Source organism: Eubacterium sp. SB2 (assembly GCF_001244405.1).
Taxonomy (GTDB): Bacteria; Bacillota; Clostridia; order Lachnospirales; family Lachnospiraceae; genus Faecalicatena; species Faecalicatena contortus_B.
On sequence record NZ_LN865153.1, the window covers coordinates 971,171 to 986,843 of the forward strand.

The following is a 15,673-nucleotide window of genomic DNA, read 5'->3' on the forward strand; positions in this document are numbered from 1 at the left end:
TATCCCCGCCTATACGCCAAGTATTTTTCCCGATTCTACCAGTTCAATCATTTCCGGCGCATGGGTCGGCAGAATAAAGTCCGGTGATTTCGCTCTTCTTTTCAATTCAACAATGCTGTTCCATGAATCAACTATGTCCAGGAATCTGCCGGGAGGGGTGATGTCATAATGCGCTTCCGGCACCTCTTTTATATTGTCATAAGTAAAGATCAGGTCACCGCAGCAATGGTACTCCCCGTCTTTCGTATTGACCACCACCGTCTGATGGCCAACGGAATGTCCTGTGCTCGGGTACACATAGATTCCGTCCATAACCTCACATTCCCCGTCCAGAAGCGTAATTTCCATATCCGCAAACTGGGGCCGGATTCCCAGCGCCGGGTACTCGTAAGACTTATAGTAAAGCGGGATCGGGTTCATGGCAAATTCATATTCTTTTCGCTGTGCATACATCTTCGCATTTGTAAACCGGTCCGTATAATAGACATGATCCCAATGTAAATGTGTAAAAATGATAGTATCAATCTCCCCGCATCCAATCCCCAGCTTATCCAGCTGTTCGTATACTGCATGCCCTTCCGGCTGCACAGATCCCGGGTGATGATATTTTCCCGCCCTGTCTGTATCAGACATTCCCGTATCAATCAGGATCTTGCGGCCGTTTCCCTGCACCAGAAAAATGGTAACCGGCAAATCTACAAACCCCTCTGTATCATAGTACTTATGTATACTGTGATGGTAGAGGTATGTAGCCTTGTTTGTATGTGTATAACCTGTAATAATTGGGGTAATTGTATAGTTCTGCATAGGTATCCTCCTGATTTTAATTCAACTGTTTTTCATATATTTCATTTTTTCGTCTTCCCAGAAAATCATCGCGGTTTCTTCAATAAGTTCTGCAGTCTGTCCCGCTTTTTCCGCGGTTTTCCCGATTGCAACGATCCCGTGTCCCCTGAGAATAAAAGCGGACAGGGACGGATTGTTTTCAAAAGCGTGAAACACTTTATATAGCTCCTGTGCTTCTACCGCCTGTGTTTTTACATCAATGACAGGGATGGACTCCCTCAGTTTCAAGGCTGAGTGCATCGTGACGAGCTCAACCTGGTCATAATGCAGCGATGCCAGGATTGCATATGGAGAATGGACATGGACAATCCCCCCAATATCCGGAAACCTGTTATATAGATTTCCATGCAGAACAGATTCTCTTGTGGGCTGATAGATACCATGCATGAGTTTTCCGCTAAAATCTGTAACTGTCAAATTTTCTTCCGAACACGCTCCGTACGAAAAACCGCTCGGCTTTACGAGCATACAATGATCATCCAGTCTCACGCTCAGGTTTCCACCCGTTCCGGTTTGTATGCCGCTTTCATATGTACGTCTGGCTGCACGGAGGAAATCGTTCTTTTTTTCTATAAAATTAAGATACATAAATTTTCCTTTCCTCATTGTTTTTGGTTATTTTTTATACCAACCATTTTTCTTTTAACAGGCCCTGTTTATATTAAAATAGTATAACCTTTATCTCTTTTAGTCAATATCACTTTCATTTCTTTTTATTATTCGTTTAATATGCACTATTTTCAACAGTTGTTTTTATACAATAGGTTTATTTTTTATTCTATATTGGTATTTTTATATACCATTTTTTCAAAACCATTGCTTTATGTTCTTGCTTTTGGTATAATTTATTTACAAGATATATTTGCGGAGGAAGAGACATGAAGAAGAAATCCCTTGGAGAAATCATTTCAGAAGATATAAAAAAAGAGATTATATCCGGCAAATATCAGGCCGGAGACAAACTGCCCACTGAGCGGGAGCTTGCAGAATATTATAAAGTCAGCCGTGTACCGGTAAGAGAGGCAATTTCTTTGCTTACCCAGGAAGATATCGTTTCTGTCAAAAGAAGTTCTGGCATATTTGTAACCAATGTCCCGCCATCTTTTATCTCTTCCGGAAAAAATACGCCCTATCTGAAAAATGAAGTAATCTTACAGGAGTCCGTGCAGCTCCGCTGCCTGATTGAATCCGAGGGGAGCCGGCAGGCCGCTGTCCATGCCAATGCAGAAGATATTATCCAGATACAGGAAAGCCTGTTCCGATCCATTGATGAAATCCGTAAATTAAAGGCAGGGCAGGATCATTATTTTTTTCAGGCGGACGCCGACTTCCATCTGGCCGTGGCTAATGCTTCACATTCAGACTTTTTTACCAACTGCCTTTCCGCCATGCCCCAGATCATATCTAATCATCAGTATTGGAGCCTGAAAAACACGACGCCTATGGATGAAGTTGTTTCCTATCATACCTCGATATTTGAGGCAATACTGACAAAAAATCCCGACCGGGCATATGAGGCAATGTACCAGCATCTGAGCAGGGTGAAAAAGCTTCTGACCAGCAAGACCCCGGAAAACACAGGCAAATAAAGGTATCCAAAAACATTATAGGACAAAGTGCGAATCCCAACGGGAAGGCTTTTTCTATAAAAGAAAAGTTCTTTCCCCTTATATAACAAAGTATGCAAGCTTTATCCTTGTCGACGGACGGGGACGCTTCATGACAGGGAGGATCCCTGACCGGGGCAGCGGACGTATGAAAGTACCGCCAATTCAATACCATACGCTGCCCCCCGTATGAAGCTCTACCTTAGGGACGAACTTTACCTACCGGCCGGATGCGCCAGCTCCATGAAGGGATAGCCGAAAGCCTTCCGGAGAACATCCATGTCCTTTCAAAAACGCTCAAAGCGGGCCTTAGAAATTCTTGGTGGGAAACAGCCGCAAAAATGGAGAGATTTTTGGATACCGAATCCAAAAATCGGCTGACCCAGCGCGAGAAATCATCGGATTTCTCGTGATGTGTCAGCTGTGCTCCATTTTTGCGGCTGTTTCCCGCCTAGAATTTCTTAGGCCCGTGGCCGCATTTTTGAAAGGACATGGATGTTCTCCGGAAGGCTTTCGGCTATCCCTTCATGGAGCGTCCCCGTCCGTCGACAAGTCTAAAGCTTGCCGCCTAAATCCCCGATACAAACTCTTTTACATGCATGAGCGCCGCCCCGACCGCAGAGGATTCATACTGATAATAGCAGGTTTTGATAAAGTTCACTTCTTCGCCAAACAGGCTGTTCTTTTGCACCTCAGCCGCTATTTCCTCCACATAATCTCCAAGAAAACTTCCCACATATCCGCCCAGAATGATATCGCAGTCAAAGGATGTCCTAAGGTTTAATATAGTCAGTACCAGATATTCTTTATATTCATCCCACACTTTCTTTTGTATCTCTTCGCCTTTTGCAAGCTTTCTGAAAAAATCTTCCAGAGTCTCCTCCCCCAAGCGCAGGTTCGTAGCAGAGCAATATGCATTCACACAGCCCCTGCGTCCGCAGTAGCACGCCTTCCCCCCCGGCTTTATGATGAGATGTCCGAATTCACCGCCTTTTTGCGTCTCTCCGTAGTAATTCTGCCCGTTGATCAGAATCGCCCCACCCACCGTATTACTAAGCGATAGGTAAATCACATTTTCCAAATTACCGGCCCGCCAAAGCTCTGCAAATCCACCCGCATTAGCGTCATTGCTGAACAGGCAGGGATAGGGAATCCTGCTCCGGAATTCATCCAGGTCTCCGCCGTCAAAGTCCAGCACCTTGCCGACCATCATGTACTTTGAGTCCGCATCAATGATGCCCGGCAGAGAGATTCCCACCCCGAGAATTGTGCTGCGCTCTACATCCCATTCTTCCAAAAAATCTTCTAATTTGATCACAAGATTGTCAAAATATTCTTTTTCGTTTTTAAATGTATAACGTATTCTTCTGTATTGAAGTATATTGCCCTTCAGGTCAATCAACATGAATACTGCGTGATTCCTTGTAATGTCCAGACCAACCGAGACCTTCGCAGCAAAATTACAGCCAATGACCTTTGGCCTCCGCCCTCCTGTAGATTCTTTAACCCCTGAATCCATGATCAGATTCTCTGCCTTCAGCTCTTTCACATTCTGCAGCAGCGTCGGCATACTCATGTCCAATATTCCCGCAATATTCTTTAGTGATTCTGGCCCATGTTCATAAAGGAGGTGATAAACCCTGCTCCTGTTATTCCGCTTAACATCCATATTATTCAGCTTATTTTCCGTCATATCTTCCCTCGTTTTATAAAAGTATTTTATTAATGTATCAATTTTAACACATATTCCTTACCAATACAATCATTTTCCCACAACAGAACCATTCACAATTACGCTGTAAGCACATAATGATCTCCTTTTGCAAAAAACAAGGCTCCTTCTGTGTCCCGGGACTATGCCATACCACCAAACGACTCAATACGCTGCCCCCATTAAGGAGCCTCCCCAGTTGAGGGCTTTAACTACCGGTTGGATGCACCCAGCAAAAGGAAGGGATAGCCGCAAGCCGCCCAAGTGCAGCTATGCCGTTGTGAAACGCTAAAGCGGACCTTAGAAATTCTTGGAAGCCGACAGCCGGGAAAGTGGGGAGATTTTGTGATCTCCGAATCACAAAATCGGCTGACCCAGCGCGAGAAATCATCCGATTTCTCGTGATGTGTCAGCCCGTGCCCCACTTTCACGGCTGTCGGATTCCTAGAATTTCTTAGGTTCGTGTCCGCATATCACAACGGCATAGCTGCACTTGGGCGGCTTGCGGCTATCCCTTCCTTTTGCGCCCCGCCCCATCTACTACGAAAATGCAATCACAGACTTCACCATTTCGGACTTATGATTGATGCTGTCATCGAGAGCCTGGCTCGTCTGCTCAAAAGTATACGTATTTGTTACAATCTTTTTCAGCGGCAGGTGGTAATCGGATACCGTATGTATCGCCGCTTCGTACAGATTTTGATAACGGAACACCGTATGCAGCTTTACTTCTTTATTCATAATCTTCCCGAAATCATACTGGAAAACCGGATCTGCCGCCATCCCTACCATAACTATAGTCCCGCCTCTTGCCACCAGTTCCGCTGTCTGCTGTGCAGTCTGCTGGCTCCCTGCAGTTTCAAAGACCAAATCCGCACCTCTGCCGTTTGTGGCATCCATGACTGCCTGTACCGCATCTTCCTGATCAGCCCGGATCACTTTCACTGCTCCCAGTTCTTTTGCCATGTCAAGACGGCTTTGGATCACATCCACCATGTATACGTTTTTCACGCCCATCGTCGACAGCGCCATCAGTGTACACAAACCTATGCATCCGGCCCCCAGGATCACTGCACTCTGTCCCACTCTGGCTTCCGCCTGCATGGCTGCATGCATTCCCACACAGAACGGTTCGATCAGCGCTCCCTCTATTGTATCCATCCCTTTTGGAAGTTTAAAAACCATATCAGACGGATATTTTATATACTCTGCAAAGGCCCCGTCATAAGGAGGAGTTGCCAGAAACACGACATCCGGGCATAAATTATATCTTCCGCTTTTACAAAATTCGCACTTTCCGCATGTATAACCAGGTTCCACCGCCACGATATCCCCGCTTTCCAGATTCTTTACCGAAGATCCGACTTTACAGATTTCCCCTGCGCATTCATGGCCTAATACCATCGGCTGGTTCACTACAAAATCCCCGATTCTTCCATGCTCATAATAATGGATGTCGGAACCGCAGATCCCGCAGTGTTTTACTTTAATCAGAACCTCGTCATCCCCGATCTGCGGAATATCCCTCTCTTCCATCACAACTTCTTTTATTTTCGTCATTACCGCTGCCTTCATAGCTGCCTCCTATCCTGATCAATTACCCTATTCGTTACTATTCACGGCCTATGGGCTTGCATAGTAACCCCTATTCCCTCTTGTTTGATGCCAGGGCAAGAATTTTTTCATCGCTGACATCCTTATGCATAAGCTCACCGGTGATCTGCCCCTCATACATGACAATCACTCTATCGCAGAGCGAGATAGTCTCCTGCATCTCGGACGATACCATTACGATACTGACGCCCTCTTTTACAAGCTCATTCATAATCTGATAGATCTCTTCCTTGGCTCCCACGTCTATCCCCTGGGTCGGCTCATCCATGAATAATATTTTAGGGTGGTTCATCAGACATCTTGCAATTACAACTTTCTGCTGGTTACCGCCGCTTAAGTTTTCAATCAGCTGTCCCTGTGAAGGAGTCTTGATGTTCAGCTTCTTAATATACTGCTCCGTCAGGCTCCTGCATTTGCGGGTGTTTAAAAGCCCCGCCTTAGACCTCAGTTTCCTGAGATACATGACCGATGCATTATCCCGGACACTCAGCTTCAGGAACAGCCCCTGAGTCTTCCGCCCTTCCGGCACCAGCCCCATTCCCTGTTCAATCGCCTCTCCTGTCCTCTGCAGATGGCATTCTTTTCCCAGGACTTTTATAGTTCCGCTCTGTCTTGGGTCAGCACCATACACTGCCTGCAGCACTTCACTTCTGCCTGCCCCTACAAGCCCTGTAATACCCAGAATTTCCCCCTCGTACAGTTTAAATCCTACATGTTTCACTTTGTTGCCTACGCACAAATCCTCCACTTCCAGTATCACACGGCGGTTCTCATAATCATCAAGGAAGCTTTCTCTCACCGTTATCTTGCTGTATTCCCTGCCCACCATATAGGAAATCATCTTCTCAATTGTCATATTGCTTTTGTCGTCAGTCACAATATGGCAGCCGTCTCTCAGCACCGTGATTTTATCCGCCAGCCGCATGATTTCATCGAGTTTGTGCGAAATGTAAAGAATTGTCACTCCTGATTTTTTCAGTCCCAATATGATCTCTTCCAGAAAGTTTGCTTCACTGGCCGTAAGAGAACTTGTGGGTTCATCCATAATAATCAGTTTTGATTTCAGTGCCAGCGCCTTTGCAATCTCCACCAACTGCTGCTGAGAAGTGCTGATATCCCGGATCAGTGTATGGGCATTTAAATAATCCAGCCCAACTTCTTTCAGCGCCTCCTCCGTTTTAGCATACAGTTTCCGGATATTCAGGAAGCCGCCCTTCCCTTTTGGAAGTCTGCCCGCAAATATATTTTCGGCAATATCCAGCGCCGGGGACAGGGAAAGTTCCTGATGAATCATCGAAATCCCCATATCCTGAGCGTGACTTACACTCTTTAGCTCAAGCCTCTCCCCTTCGAACACCAGGCTGCCCGATGAGGGCTGGTAAACGCCTGATATGATATTCATCAGTGTAGACTTACCCGCCCCATTTTCTCCGACTATTGCGTGGATCTCCCCCTCCATGATATCGAAGCTGACATCATCTAATGCCTTGACACCTGGAAAATATTTGCAGATATTCTGAAATTTATAGATTGCTTTCCGCTCCATATGCGCTCCTTTTGCCTTGCAGCATTCTTATCACCTGCAGTCATTATTTATTCCGGAAAATATTCATTTACATTTTCTGGTGTTATCACGTCTAAAGCAGTAAACACATTACCGGTTACTTCCGGCTTTCCTGTAATCACCTGATTGTATCCATAAACGATCGGATTTGCGCCCTGGTCAAATGGTCCCTGGCTTATAGTTGCATTGATTGTTCCCTTTCTGAGAAATTCAATGACTTCATCCATATAGTCGTAGCAGACAATTTTCACTTTTCCTTCCAGCCCTAAGTCTTCAATTGCCTGAGCCGTTCCAATCTGGCCGTTTGCAGTACAGATAATCCCGCTCAGATCGGGATTGCCGGTCAGAAGGTCTGTTGCCACATTATAGGCTACCTGGTCATTATCACTGCACTCTACGGTTTCCAGTAATTTGATATCCGGGTATTTTTCTTTAAACTGGTCTTCGCTTCCTGTCCTGCGCAGTTCATGGGCATTGACGCTGAAGAGACCTGTAATAATACCCACCGTGCCTTTTCCGCCAAGTATATCTGCCATCAGGTCAGCCGCTTTCTGTCCCGCTGCATATAAATCCTGGCCGATAAACGCTACTCTTGAACATTCCTGGGCCGTGTCTGAATTGTAGTAATAAACCGCAATACCAGCGTCCGTTGCTTCGTCTACGATGGGGCAGATGGAATCGGATACGCCGAACGTGCTGATCACATCGTATTCCTTTACGATACAGGTCTGGATTGCGTCATAGAACAGCTGGCCGTCCAGGGATTCCAACGGGATCAGGTCTACCGTACAATTATAGTCCGCAAGCAGTTTCTTTGCGGATTCCATTCCGTTTACGACTTCCAGCCAGAATGGGCCGTAAGGTACACATAAAGCTGCAATTCTGATCTCTTCCCCGGAAGTATTTTCAGCCGGTTTCACCGTGATTCTGGAGGTATCCACCACGACATCGTCCAGAATATTGTCGTCTCCAGCCTCTTCCTCTGCATCATCCTGCTTCGTTTCCCCGGTTGTCTCCGTTTTCGCCGCCTTTTCTTCTGGCGCATTGTCTGCTCCGCATCCTGCACAAAGGCAGATTACCATTGCTGCACTTAAAATAAATCCCAACACTCTTTTTTTCATAAAATAATTCCTCCCTTTTTAAATTCCTTTGTTGATTTTCCGCTGTTTAAAAAATGCCTTGACCGGATCAATTGACACCGCAATAATGATTACGATTCCAATGCTTGCCGTCTGCCAGTAAGAGGGTAACCCCAGGAGCACAAAAGCATTTTTCAGTACCCCCATGATTGCCGCCCCGACCATGACGCTCCAGATCTTTCCTTCACCTCCGCTCATACTGAAGCCTCCGATTACAACGGCAGCAATGACATCCATCTCATACCCGTTTCCAAGCTGGGAATCCGCGCTTCTGAGTTTACCTGTCGCAATCACCCCGCATAATGCGGCCAGAAACCCCTGGATAACATAGACCAGCACCTTAATACGCTCTACTTTGATTCCCGAGATCTTTGCTGATCTTTCGTTATTTCCCACGGCATAGATGTTCCTTCCGGACAATGTATACTTGGAAAAGACTGTTCCTATTATAATCACCAGCGCCATAATAATAACGGCAACCGGGATCTGTCCTACTTTTCCATTTCCCAGCCAGTTCAGGGGCGTATTTACACTGATCGGCATTCCATTTGTAATCAGCAGGATTAACCCCTGCATAATCTTCCCTGTGCCCAATGTGACAATAAATGGGGCAAGTTTCATATATGTAACCAGCACACCGTTCACTGCACCAATAAAAATTCCCATCAGCAGGACACCGATAAACGTCAGCCACATATTGCTGCCCTTACTTATCATGCTTGCAAGCATACAGCCGCAGATCCCTACCGTGTAACCGACCGACAGGTCAATTCCGCCGGTCAGTATGACAAAGCCCATGCCGATTGCCAATATGGCATACTGGGAAACCTGATACAGGATATTTATAATGTTAGAGCTTTTTAAAAAATAGGGACTTAGGAATGACATCGCTATACACAATAATGCCAGTGCAATGATCACACCAAACTCGCTGGTACTTGTAAACTTATTGATGGATTCTTTATTTTGAACCTTTGCCTGCTCTCCCATGCGCCGTCCCCTCCCTATTTTGCCATCCGGTTATAATCCCGGACAGCCTCAAACATCGCATTTATATTTTCTGGTTTGGTCGGACCCTGGATGTTATGGATTGCATTAAATACAAAGCCTCCGCCCGGCGCAAATATTTTCAGACGTTCCAGCACTTCCGTATAAACCTCTTCCGGTGTCCCGAAAGGAAGCGTCCTCTGCGTATCTACTCCCCCGCCCCAGAAAACAAACTTGTCTCCCCATTTTTCTTTCAGCATCCTTGGATCCATGCCGTCCGCAGAACATTGTACCGGATTCAGGATATCAACGCCCGCCTCATATAGTTCGGGCATAAGTTTTTCGATCGCCCCGCAAGAGTGGAAAAAGACTTTCCAGTCTGTATTCCGGTGGATCCAGTCATTCAGTTTTTTATGGCGGGGAAGGTAAAATTCGCGGTACATATCGTTGGATATATACTGTGACCGCTGTGTCCCCAGATCTGTACCGCTGACAAATACGGCCTGGATTTTATTCCCCGCTATTTCTTTTAAGAGCTTCACGTTTTTCATCGCTGTTTCTAACTGCATCTCATAGCATTCATGGACATATTCCGGAACCGTGTAATGCGCTACCAGCCAGTCTTCCGGGGAACGGATTCCCTTTGGAAGCTTCTGTGCCGGTCCCGGTATATAAGCCATATCCCCCATAGCCGTCAGTGCAGCCGCACCAAAGATTGCGTAATCCGTATTGTTGTAATAATAATCAATCTGTTCTTCCATGAAGCGCAGCTGCTTGTCTGTGTAGACCTGATAATCGTTCTTATAATCTTCTCTGGCATTGGCATTATCTTCGTCGAACTCTCCCACTGTGTGATCCACGTTGTCGAAAAAATACCCCCCAGCCGGTAGCTTAGCGACAGGCTTTGCGTATCTGTCTCCGCACGGGTACATGTATGTATTATTCTTTTCGTCAACTGAGCAGACAAAACCGGCCGGCACCTCTACCTCCAGTCCCTGAGGAAGATGCCAGGACTTCCAGCCTGCATTTTCGAAGCCATAGATCGTCGTGTTTGTGCCAATTCCCACAATATCAATTCCAAGAGCCTTCCTGATCTCCTCATCTACCTCGCCCAGCAGCTGAAAGGGTTCGCTGATCCGTTCTCTTTTAGGAGTCAAACCCAGATAACTGCGCAGATTAGACAGCGCTTCTGCATGAATGCCGGTTGTAGAAGCAGCGCCCAGGTCCACCACTACTTGTCCAGGGTCCTGATGATGAATCGTTTGAATAAATCTTTCTCTTGATGTACCGCCCATTTTGCACCTCCGAATAAAGTAAAATACTTTATTTAAATTGTTTTATAAATGTATTATAGTGAATAAGTGTGAATTTGTCAATTCGTGTTTTTTACTAATCTTTTCTTTTGATTTTTTGCTATTTCTACCAAAAAAAAATGCCATTCGATAAAAATCGAATGACACTTTAGAGCTTTTCTTTATATCGTTTTTTCCACAAACTCAAATTCTTCCTGCATAACCAGCGCTGCCGCACCAATGGCGCCCAGATCCCGGCCGAATTCAGAGCCAAGTATCTGCAGCCCTTTGTAATTTTCTTTTAAAGAGTTTTCTTTTACACATTTTCTCAGTATCTCAAAAAACGGTTCACCGATCCTGACCATCTCGCCGTAGAATACAATTTTTCTGGGGGCAAATATATTTACAAGCATACTGAACGTCTCGCCCAAATACCCCGCCACCTGTTTCATCAGATTCTGTGAATCAGGATGCTTCAAAAGTACGGAATCCACAAAAGTTACGATTGTAATTTCACTCAGATCACCGTTCACCATATCCACAATTTCCCGAAACCGCCCTACTTTGATCCCATCTTTAATCTTACTCACGATTGCAAAGTCCGATACTTCCGTGTTCAGGCAGCCGTAGCGCCCACAGGAACATATCCGGCTCCCTCCGCTTACCTTTACATGGCCAATCTCCCCCGGAAAGCCATTGATGCTGCTGACCGGCATATTATTGATAATCGGCATAACCCTCGCACCGGTACGTACAGAGAAAAAGAGCATATCTTCACATTTTCCGTTGTATACCAAACATTTATATGCATAAATCATACCGCTTACATTGTTCTCCATGTAACACGGAAGCCCAAACTCCTCTTCAATCATCTTCTTCAGGGGTATATTATCCCAATCCCTGATGTGACTGTACGAAATGGCGATTCCCTTCTTTTTATTGCTGTATCCGGGCACACCCAAACCAATACCAAGCACTCTTCCCTTTTTTCCATGCAAAATGTCCATAGCCCGGTAAATATTCTCTTTCAGCATTGTCAGAACTGCATCCGCATGGGTTTGTGACTCTGCTATTACACTTTCTCTTGAGTATATAACATTGCCGGCAAAATCCAGAACAACACAATGCATAATCCGGCCGTTGAATTCCAGGCCGATGAAATATCCTCCATCCGGGTTGATCCGAAGCCACACCGGCTTTCTTCCTACTCTTGCTTCCGCACATTCCTCCTCATATATCAAACCTTCGCCAAGCATCTCTTCTATCGTATTCAATACAGTTGTCATACTATATGCTGTTGCTTTTTTCACATCATATCTGGAAACATCCTTCTGATACCGAATAATACTCAGCATTTTATTCCGCTGATAATATTTTCGACTTTCCATGATGGATTCCCTGCTCATAGCCTTAACCTCTCGGATTCATGAATTTTATATATATTCTTTATATATCATACTCTTAATCCATCCGGCATGCAAGCTTTAGCGCCCATTTTCAGGGGCTTCCTATCCTTTTGCAAACAGTTCGGTCCCGTCTGGACTGTTAGCCCTTTACGGCCCCTGCTGTCAACCCCTTTACAAATTGTTTCTGAACGATAATATAGAATACAAGCATCGGTATCGTAATCAATGTCAGCGCAGCGAATAATGTCCCCGGCTGGCTGAAATAAGCTCCATTGTACTGCTGTGCGATCAGCGGCAGCGTTTTCACAGACTCCTTGGTCAGCGTACACATGGCAAGAAAGAACTCATTCCATGAAGTCAAAAACTGCCAGATGACAATGACCACAATCCCCGGCTTCAGAAGAGGACATACAATCTGCAGGAATAACCGGATAATCCCGCACCCGTCAATCACCGCAGCTTCTTCCAATTCTTCTGGAATGCCTACCATAAAGCCCTGAAGAATCGTAATGGCAAAAGGGATTCCGAGCGCAGCATATGGAAAAATCAACCCTAAGTAATTATTAATCCAGCCCAGTCTGCTGTTCAGCTGCGTAATCGGAACAACAAGCCCCGCTATCGGCACCATCAGAGTACATAAGAGGATATTGTATATCAGAACCTTCCCATGCACATTCTTTCTGGAAAAGCCGAACACAGCCATGCTTGCACAAATTGTAACAAGCGCCACTGATGTAACCGTAACAATCACGCTTCCCATAAAATTCTTCCATAGATCAGGGTTCTGTCTCAGTACATTTGCATAGTTTTTAAACGTCACGTCCGATATAAACAGCTGCGGTAATCCGATGGTATCCGGTGTCCGAAGAGACATGCTTACCATGAAGATCAACGGAACCATAAAAATCAATGTCACGACTATGAGAACACTACTCCAGATTATCTGTTTTTGCTTCTCTTTTGCTGTCATGGTTTAATCCGCCTCCTTCCTCATAAAATCGCCCGCTCCGAGTCCCTTCACCTGGAATACAGTAAGCACCAGAGCGAACAGTAATATTACTACGGATAAAGCGGAAGCATATCCCATCTGCTGATTTGTAAACCCGGACTGGAAAATGTAAGTTCCGGGCATCTCTGATGCATGATTCGGACCTCCTCCGGTCATGGTATAGATCAGGCCGAAGGTCTGAAGTGAGCCGATGATGCCAAGCATCAAAAGGGATTTATGTGTGGATGCCAGTGAGGGAATATAAATATAAAGAATTTCCTTCCACCGCGTCGCCCCATCTATTTTGGCCGCTTCTTTCATATCCTCCGGGATCTGGGACATTCCGGCCACATACATGATCATGGACCACCCCGTCCATTCCCATATGTTGGCGATAATACAGCCAAAAATTGCAGTATTGGGCATTCCGAGGATATTTACCTGTCCTCCGATACCGAGAACCGATAAGTAGTGTGTAATGATCCCCTGATATGGCTGCAGCATTTTTCCCCAAACAATAGCTACAACTACTACAGACGTAACTACCGGAAGGAAAAATACTGTTCTGAAAATACCTTTTCCTTTTTGAAGCTGTTCTTCTATTATATATGCCAGGAAAAATCCGACTCCCGCCTGAATCGGCACTGTCGTGATAATCCAGAAAAGAGAATTCCTCATAGTCGTCAGAAATACTTTATCCTGAAAAATTCTGATATAATTCTCCATCCCGACAAAAGTCATATTTTTCAGAGTAGACCAACTGAACAAACTGCTCCAGCCTACAAACCCTATCGGATATAAAATATAAAACAGGAAGAACAGTACAGACGGAAGAATAAACAAATACCCTGGGATATTATGTTTTTTCTTTCCCTTTGCCTTTACTGCTGTGTTACTCATCTTTTATCCTCCTTCCAGCCGCATTACTGTATATGTTTACACTACCGTGTTCAAATATGGGAGAACCTCTGCCCCATAAAAAGGGTTTGGTTCTCCCAGTTAAGTTCACCTAAGGCTTATCTGTTTGGGATTATAAACAGTGGCTCCGCCGCCTATAATGCATCCTGCGCATCCTGTACTGCCTGGCATCCCTGCTCTGGCGTGAGTTCGCCGGAACCAACGCCTGCAAGTGCATTCTGCAGTGCTGTTTCAATCGTAGGCTCGCCGATCCTTTGATTCATTGCGCTGTTCAAATCTTCTGAGAAGCTGTTATACTGTTCAACCAGGTCTTTATTCAGTTCTGTATTCTTAGGTTCGATCCCTTTGAACGCCGGAAGATTGTTTACATCATCCACACATGCCTGGATACCAGCGCCTGCGCTGAATGATTTGAGTGCTTTCCATGCGGCATCCGGATTTTTGCAATTCTTTGTGATTCCATAACCAAAGTCAATTCCGCCTACTGGAGTTGCCGGATTTTTAGCCGTACCTACAGCCGGCAGATAGAAGAACCCAAAATCCCAGTCAGCAATCGTTGTTGCCGGATCTTCAGCCGTAAATTCCTGACACCACCAGGAACCAAGCGCCATCATTGCCGCTGAATCTGATACGAAAGCAGGAGTTCCGTTCGTATTTGCATCTGCAGACATCGCTCCCGTCTGAACGATCCCATCATCAAACATCAGTTTAAAGTTGCTCATTGCCTCCACCATAGCAGGATCTGTCCATTTAATTTCGCCGGACTGTGCTTTGTCAAATATCGTTGTGTCCAGCTGTGAACACAGCATTGTAAAGAGATTTACACACTGCCATCCATTGGCTCCGCCAAAGAACAGTGGTGCCACGCCATTATCATTCAGTGTCTTGCAGACCGCTTTAAATTCGTCATATGTTTTCGGAATATCGAGGTCGTATTTTTCGAATACGTTCTTATTGTAAACAATAGAAATCACCTGTGCCTCTACTGGAAGTATGTAATTGCCTTCATCTCCTGACTTATTCCCCATCTGAATCTGGTCTGCAATCATCTCCGGGTAATTATCTTTCCAGTTATCGCCCCACTCCTCCTGTGCGTAAGAAGAATAATCCATAAGGTAATCCGCATACTGCGCGGTCAGGGAGCCTGGCTGAAGGCCAATAATATCCGGAAGATTGTCCGATGCAGCAGCTGCAGACAATGCGGAGAGATATTCCGGATCATAATTATAATAGGTAAACTCAATCTCAATATCCGGATTTTCTTTTTCAAAAGCCTCAATCATCTTGTCACATGTACGTGTAATCGGGGACCATGACCACATGGTCAATGTCGTCTTTTCTGTTTCGTTGCCGCTGCTCTCACTGGCTTTGGAATCACTGGTTTTGCTGTCACTGCTCTTGCTGTCTCCGTCTGAAGAGCTGCCGCAGGCTGCCAGACCCGCAACCATCGTCAATGCTAATACTACACTTGCCACTTTTTTCAACTTCATACTGTTTTCCTCCATCTCTTTCTACGTGTTTCGCCTTGTTCTGCTGTTTTACTGCAAAACGGTTCCCCGGGGGCGTGTATGACAGCATGCCCTTCGGTTATATTACTCTCC

Annotated in this window: 13 protein-coding genes; 1 reads left to right on the forward strand and 12 read right to left on the reverse strand. The window is 45.5% G+C overall.

The window, feature by feature from the left end:
• Positions 1 to 9 precede the first annotated feature (9 nt).
• Both BN1938_RS16645 and BN1938_RS16650 read right to left on the reverse strand, forming a co-directional pair.
• Complete coding sequence (locus BN1938_RS16645; RefSeq protein WP_050641656.1) at positions 10 to 807, reverse strand: N-acyl homoserine lactonase family protein; 798 nt, start codon at positions 805 to 807, stop codon at positions 10 to 12.
• Positions 808 to 828: 21 nt separating this feature from the next.
• Positions 829 to 1,434 carry a class II aldolase/adducin family protein gene (locus BN1938_RS16650; RefSeq protein WP_050641657.1) on the reverse strand — a complete coding sequence of 202 codons (606 nt, stop codon included), beginning with the start codon at positions 1,432 to 1,434 and terminating at the stop codon, positions 829 to 831.
• 290 nt (positions 1,435 to 1,724) lie between these two features.
• Here BN1938_RS16650 and BN1938_RS16655 point away from each other — a divergent pair, with 290 nt between their 5' ends.
• Positions 1,725 to 2,435, forward strand: a complete 711-nt coding sequence (locus BN1938_RS16655) for a FadR/GntR family transcriptional regulator (RefSeq protein ID WP_050641658.1) — start codon at positions 1,725 to 1,727, stop codon at positions 2,433 to 2,435.
• Positions 2,436 to 3,021: 586 nt separating this feature from the next.
• Here BN1938_RS16655 and BN1938_RS16660 read toward each other — a convergent pair.
• The 10 genes from BN1938_RS16660 to BN1938_RS16705 all read right to left on the reverse strand — a co-directional run bounded on the left by BN1938_RS16660 (position 3,022) and on the right by BN1938_RS16705 (position 15,562).
• Entirely contained in the window at positions 3,022 to 4,146 is a 1,125-nt protein-coding gene (locus tag BN1938_RS16660) for an ROK family protein (protein ID WP_050641659.1), read from the reverse strand.
• A 558-nt stretch (positions 4,147 to 4,704) separates the two neighbouring features.
• Positions 4,705 to 5,739 (reverse strand): NAD(P)-dependent alcohol dehydrogenase, encoded by a 1,035-nt coding sequence (locus BN1938_RS16665; RefSeq protein WP_050641660.1) that lies wholly within the window; start codon positions 5,737 to 5,739, stop codon positions 4,705 to 4,707.
• A 70-nt stretch (positions 5,740 to 5,809) separates the two neighbouring features.
• On the reverse strand, positions 5,810 to 7,324 hold the full coding sequence (locus BN1938_RS16670; protein ID WP_050641661.1) for a sugar ABC transporter ATP-binding protein: 1,515 nt from the start codon (positions 7,322 to 7,324) through the stop codon (positions 5,810 to 5,812).
• Positions 7,325 to 7,371: 47 nt separating this feature from the next.
• Positions 7,372 to 8,463 (reverse strand): sugar ABC transporter substrate-binding protein, encoded by a 1,092-nt coding sequence (locus BN1938_RS16675; RefSeq protein WP_050641662.1) that lies wholly within the window; start codon positions 8,461 to 8,463, stop codon positions 7,372 to 7,374.
• A gap of 18 nt (positions 8,464 to 8,481) precedes the next feature.
• Positions 8,482 to 9,471 carry an ABC transporter permease gene (locus BN1938_RS16680; RefSeq protein ID WP_050641663.1) on the reverse strand — a complete coding sequence of 330 codons (990 nt, stop codon included), beginning with the start codon at positions 9,469 to 9,471 and terminating at the stop codon, positions 8,482 to 8,484.
• 14 nt (positions 9,472 to 9,485) lie between these two features.
• Entirely contained in the window at positions 9,486 to 10,763 is a 1,278-nt protein-coding gene (locus BN1938_RS16685; RefSeq protein WP_050641664.1) for a uroporphyrinogen decarboxylase family protein, read from the reverse strand.
• Between the two features lie 179 nt (positions 10,764 to 10,942).
• Positions 10,943 to 12,148, reverse strand: coding sequence for an ROK family protein (locus tag BN1938_RS16690; RefSeq protein WP_173020117.1), 1,206 nt, complete (start codon positions 12,146 to 12,148; stop codon positions 10,943 to 10,945).
• 157 nt (positions 12,149 to 12,305) lie between these two features.
• Positions 12,306 to 13,136 (reverse strand): carbohydrate ABC transporter permease, encoded by an 831-nt coding sequence (locus BN1938_RS16695; RefSeq protein ID WP_050641666.1) that lies wholly within the window; start codon positions 13,134 to 13,136, stop codon positions 12,306 to 12,308.
• A gap of 3 nt (positions 13,137 to 13,139) precedes the next feature.
• The gene (locus BN1938_RS16700; protein ID WP_050641667.1) at positions 13,140 to 14,054 is read right to left on the reverse strand and encodes a carbohydrate ABC transporter permease; all 915 of its coding nucleotides are present in this window, start codon (positions 14,052 to 14,054) and stop codon (positions 13,140 to 13,142) included.
• Positions 14,055 to 14,206: 152 nt separating this feature from the next.
• On the reverse strand, positions 14,207 to 15,562 hold the full coding sequence (locus BN1938_RS16705; protein WP_187376320.1) for an ABC transporter substrate-binding protein: 1,356 nt from the start codon (positions 15,560 to 15,562) through the stop codon (positions 14,207 to 14,209).
• Between the last annotated feature and the right edge of the window lie 111 nt (positions 15,563 to 15,673).

Bases quoted from the DNA above. Each gene is read 5' to 3' on its own strand.
- BN1938_RS16645 (WP_050641656.1), bottom strand. From the start codon at position 807: ATGCAGAACTATACAATTACCCCAATTATTACAGGTTATACACATACA.
- BN1938_RS16650 (WP_050641657.1), bottom strand. From the start codon at position 1,434: ATGTATCTTAATTTTATAGAAAAAAAGAACGATTTCCTCCGTGCAGCC.
- BN1938_RS16655 (WP_050641658.1), top strand. From the start codon at position 1,725: ATGAAGAAGAAATCCCTTGGAGAAATCATTTCAGAAGATATAAAAAAA.
- BN1938_RS16660 (WP_050641659.1), bottom strand. From the start codon at position 4,146: ATGACGGAAAATAAGCTGAATAATATGGATGTTAAGCGGAATAACAGG.
- BN1938_RS16665 (WP_050641660.1), bottom strand. From the start codon at position 5,739: ATGAAGGCAGCGGTAATGACGAAAATAAAAGAAGTTGTGATGGAAGAG.
- BN1938_RS16670 (WP_050641661.1), bottom strand. From the start codon at position 7,324: ATGGAGCGGAAAGCAATCTATAAATTTCAGAATATCTGCAAATATTTT.
- BN1938_RS16675 (WP_050641662.1), bottom strand. From the start codon at position 8,463: ATGAAAAAAAGAGTGTTGGGATTTATTTTAAGTGCAGCAATGGTAATC.
- BN1938_RS16680 (WP_050641663.1), bottom strand. From the start codon at position 9,471: ATGGGAGAGCAGGCAAAGGTTCAAAATAAAGAATCCATCAATAAGTTT.
- BN1938_RS16685 (WP_050641664.1), bottom strand. From the start codon at position 10,763: ATGGGCGGTACATCAAGAGAAAGATTTATTCAAACGATTCATCATCAG.
- BN1938_RS16690 (WP_173020117.1), bottom strand. From the start codon at position 12,148: ATGGAAAGTCGAAAATATTATCAGCGGAATAAAATGCTGAGTATTATT.
- BN1938_RS16695 (WP_050641666.1), bottom strand. From the start codon at position 13,136: ATGACAGCAAAAGAGAAGCAAAAACAGATAATCTGGAGTAGTGTTCTC.
- BN1938_RS16700 (WP_050641667.1), bottom strand. From the start codon at position 14,054: ATGAGTAACACAGCAGTAAAGGCAAAGGGAAAGAAAAAACATAATATC.
- BN1938_RS16705 (WP_187376320.1), bottom strand. From the start codon at position 15,562: ATGAAGTTGAAAAAAGTGGCAAGTGTAGTATTAGCATTGACGATGGTT.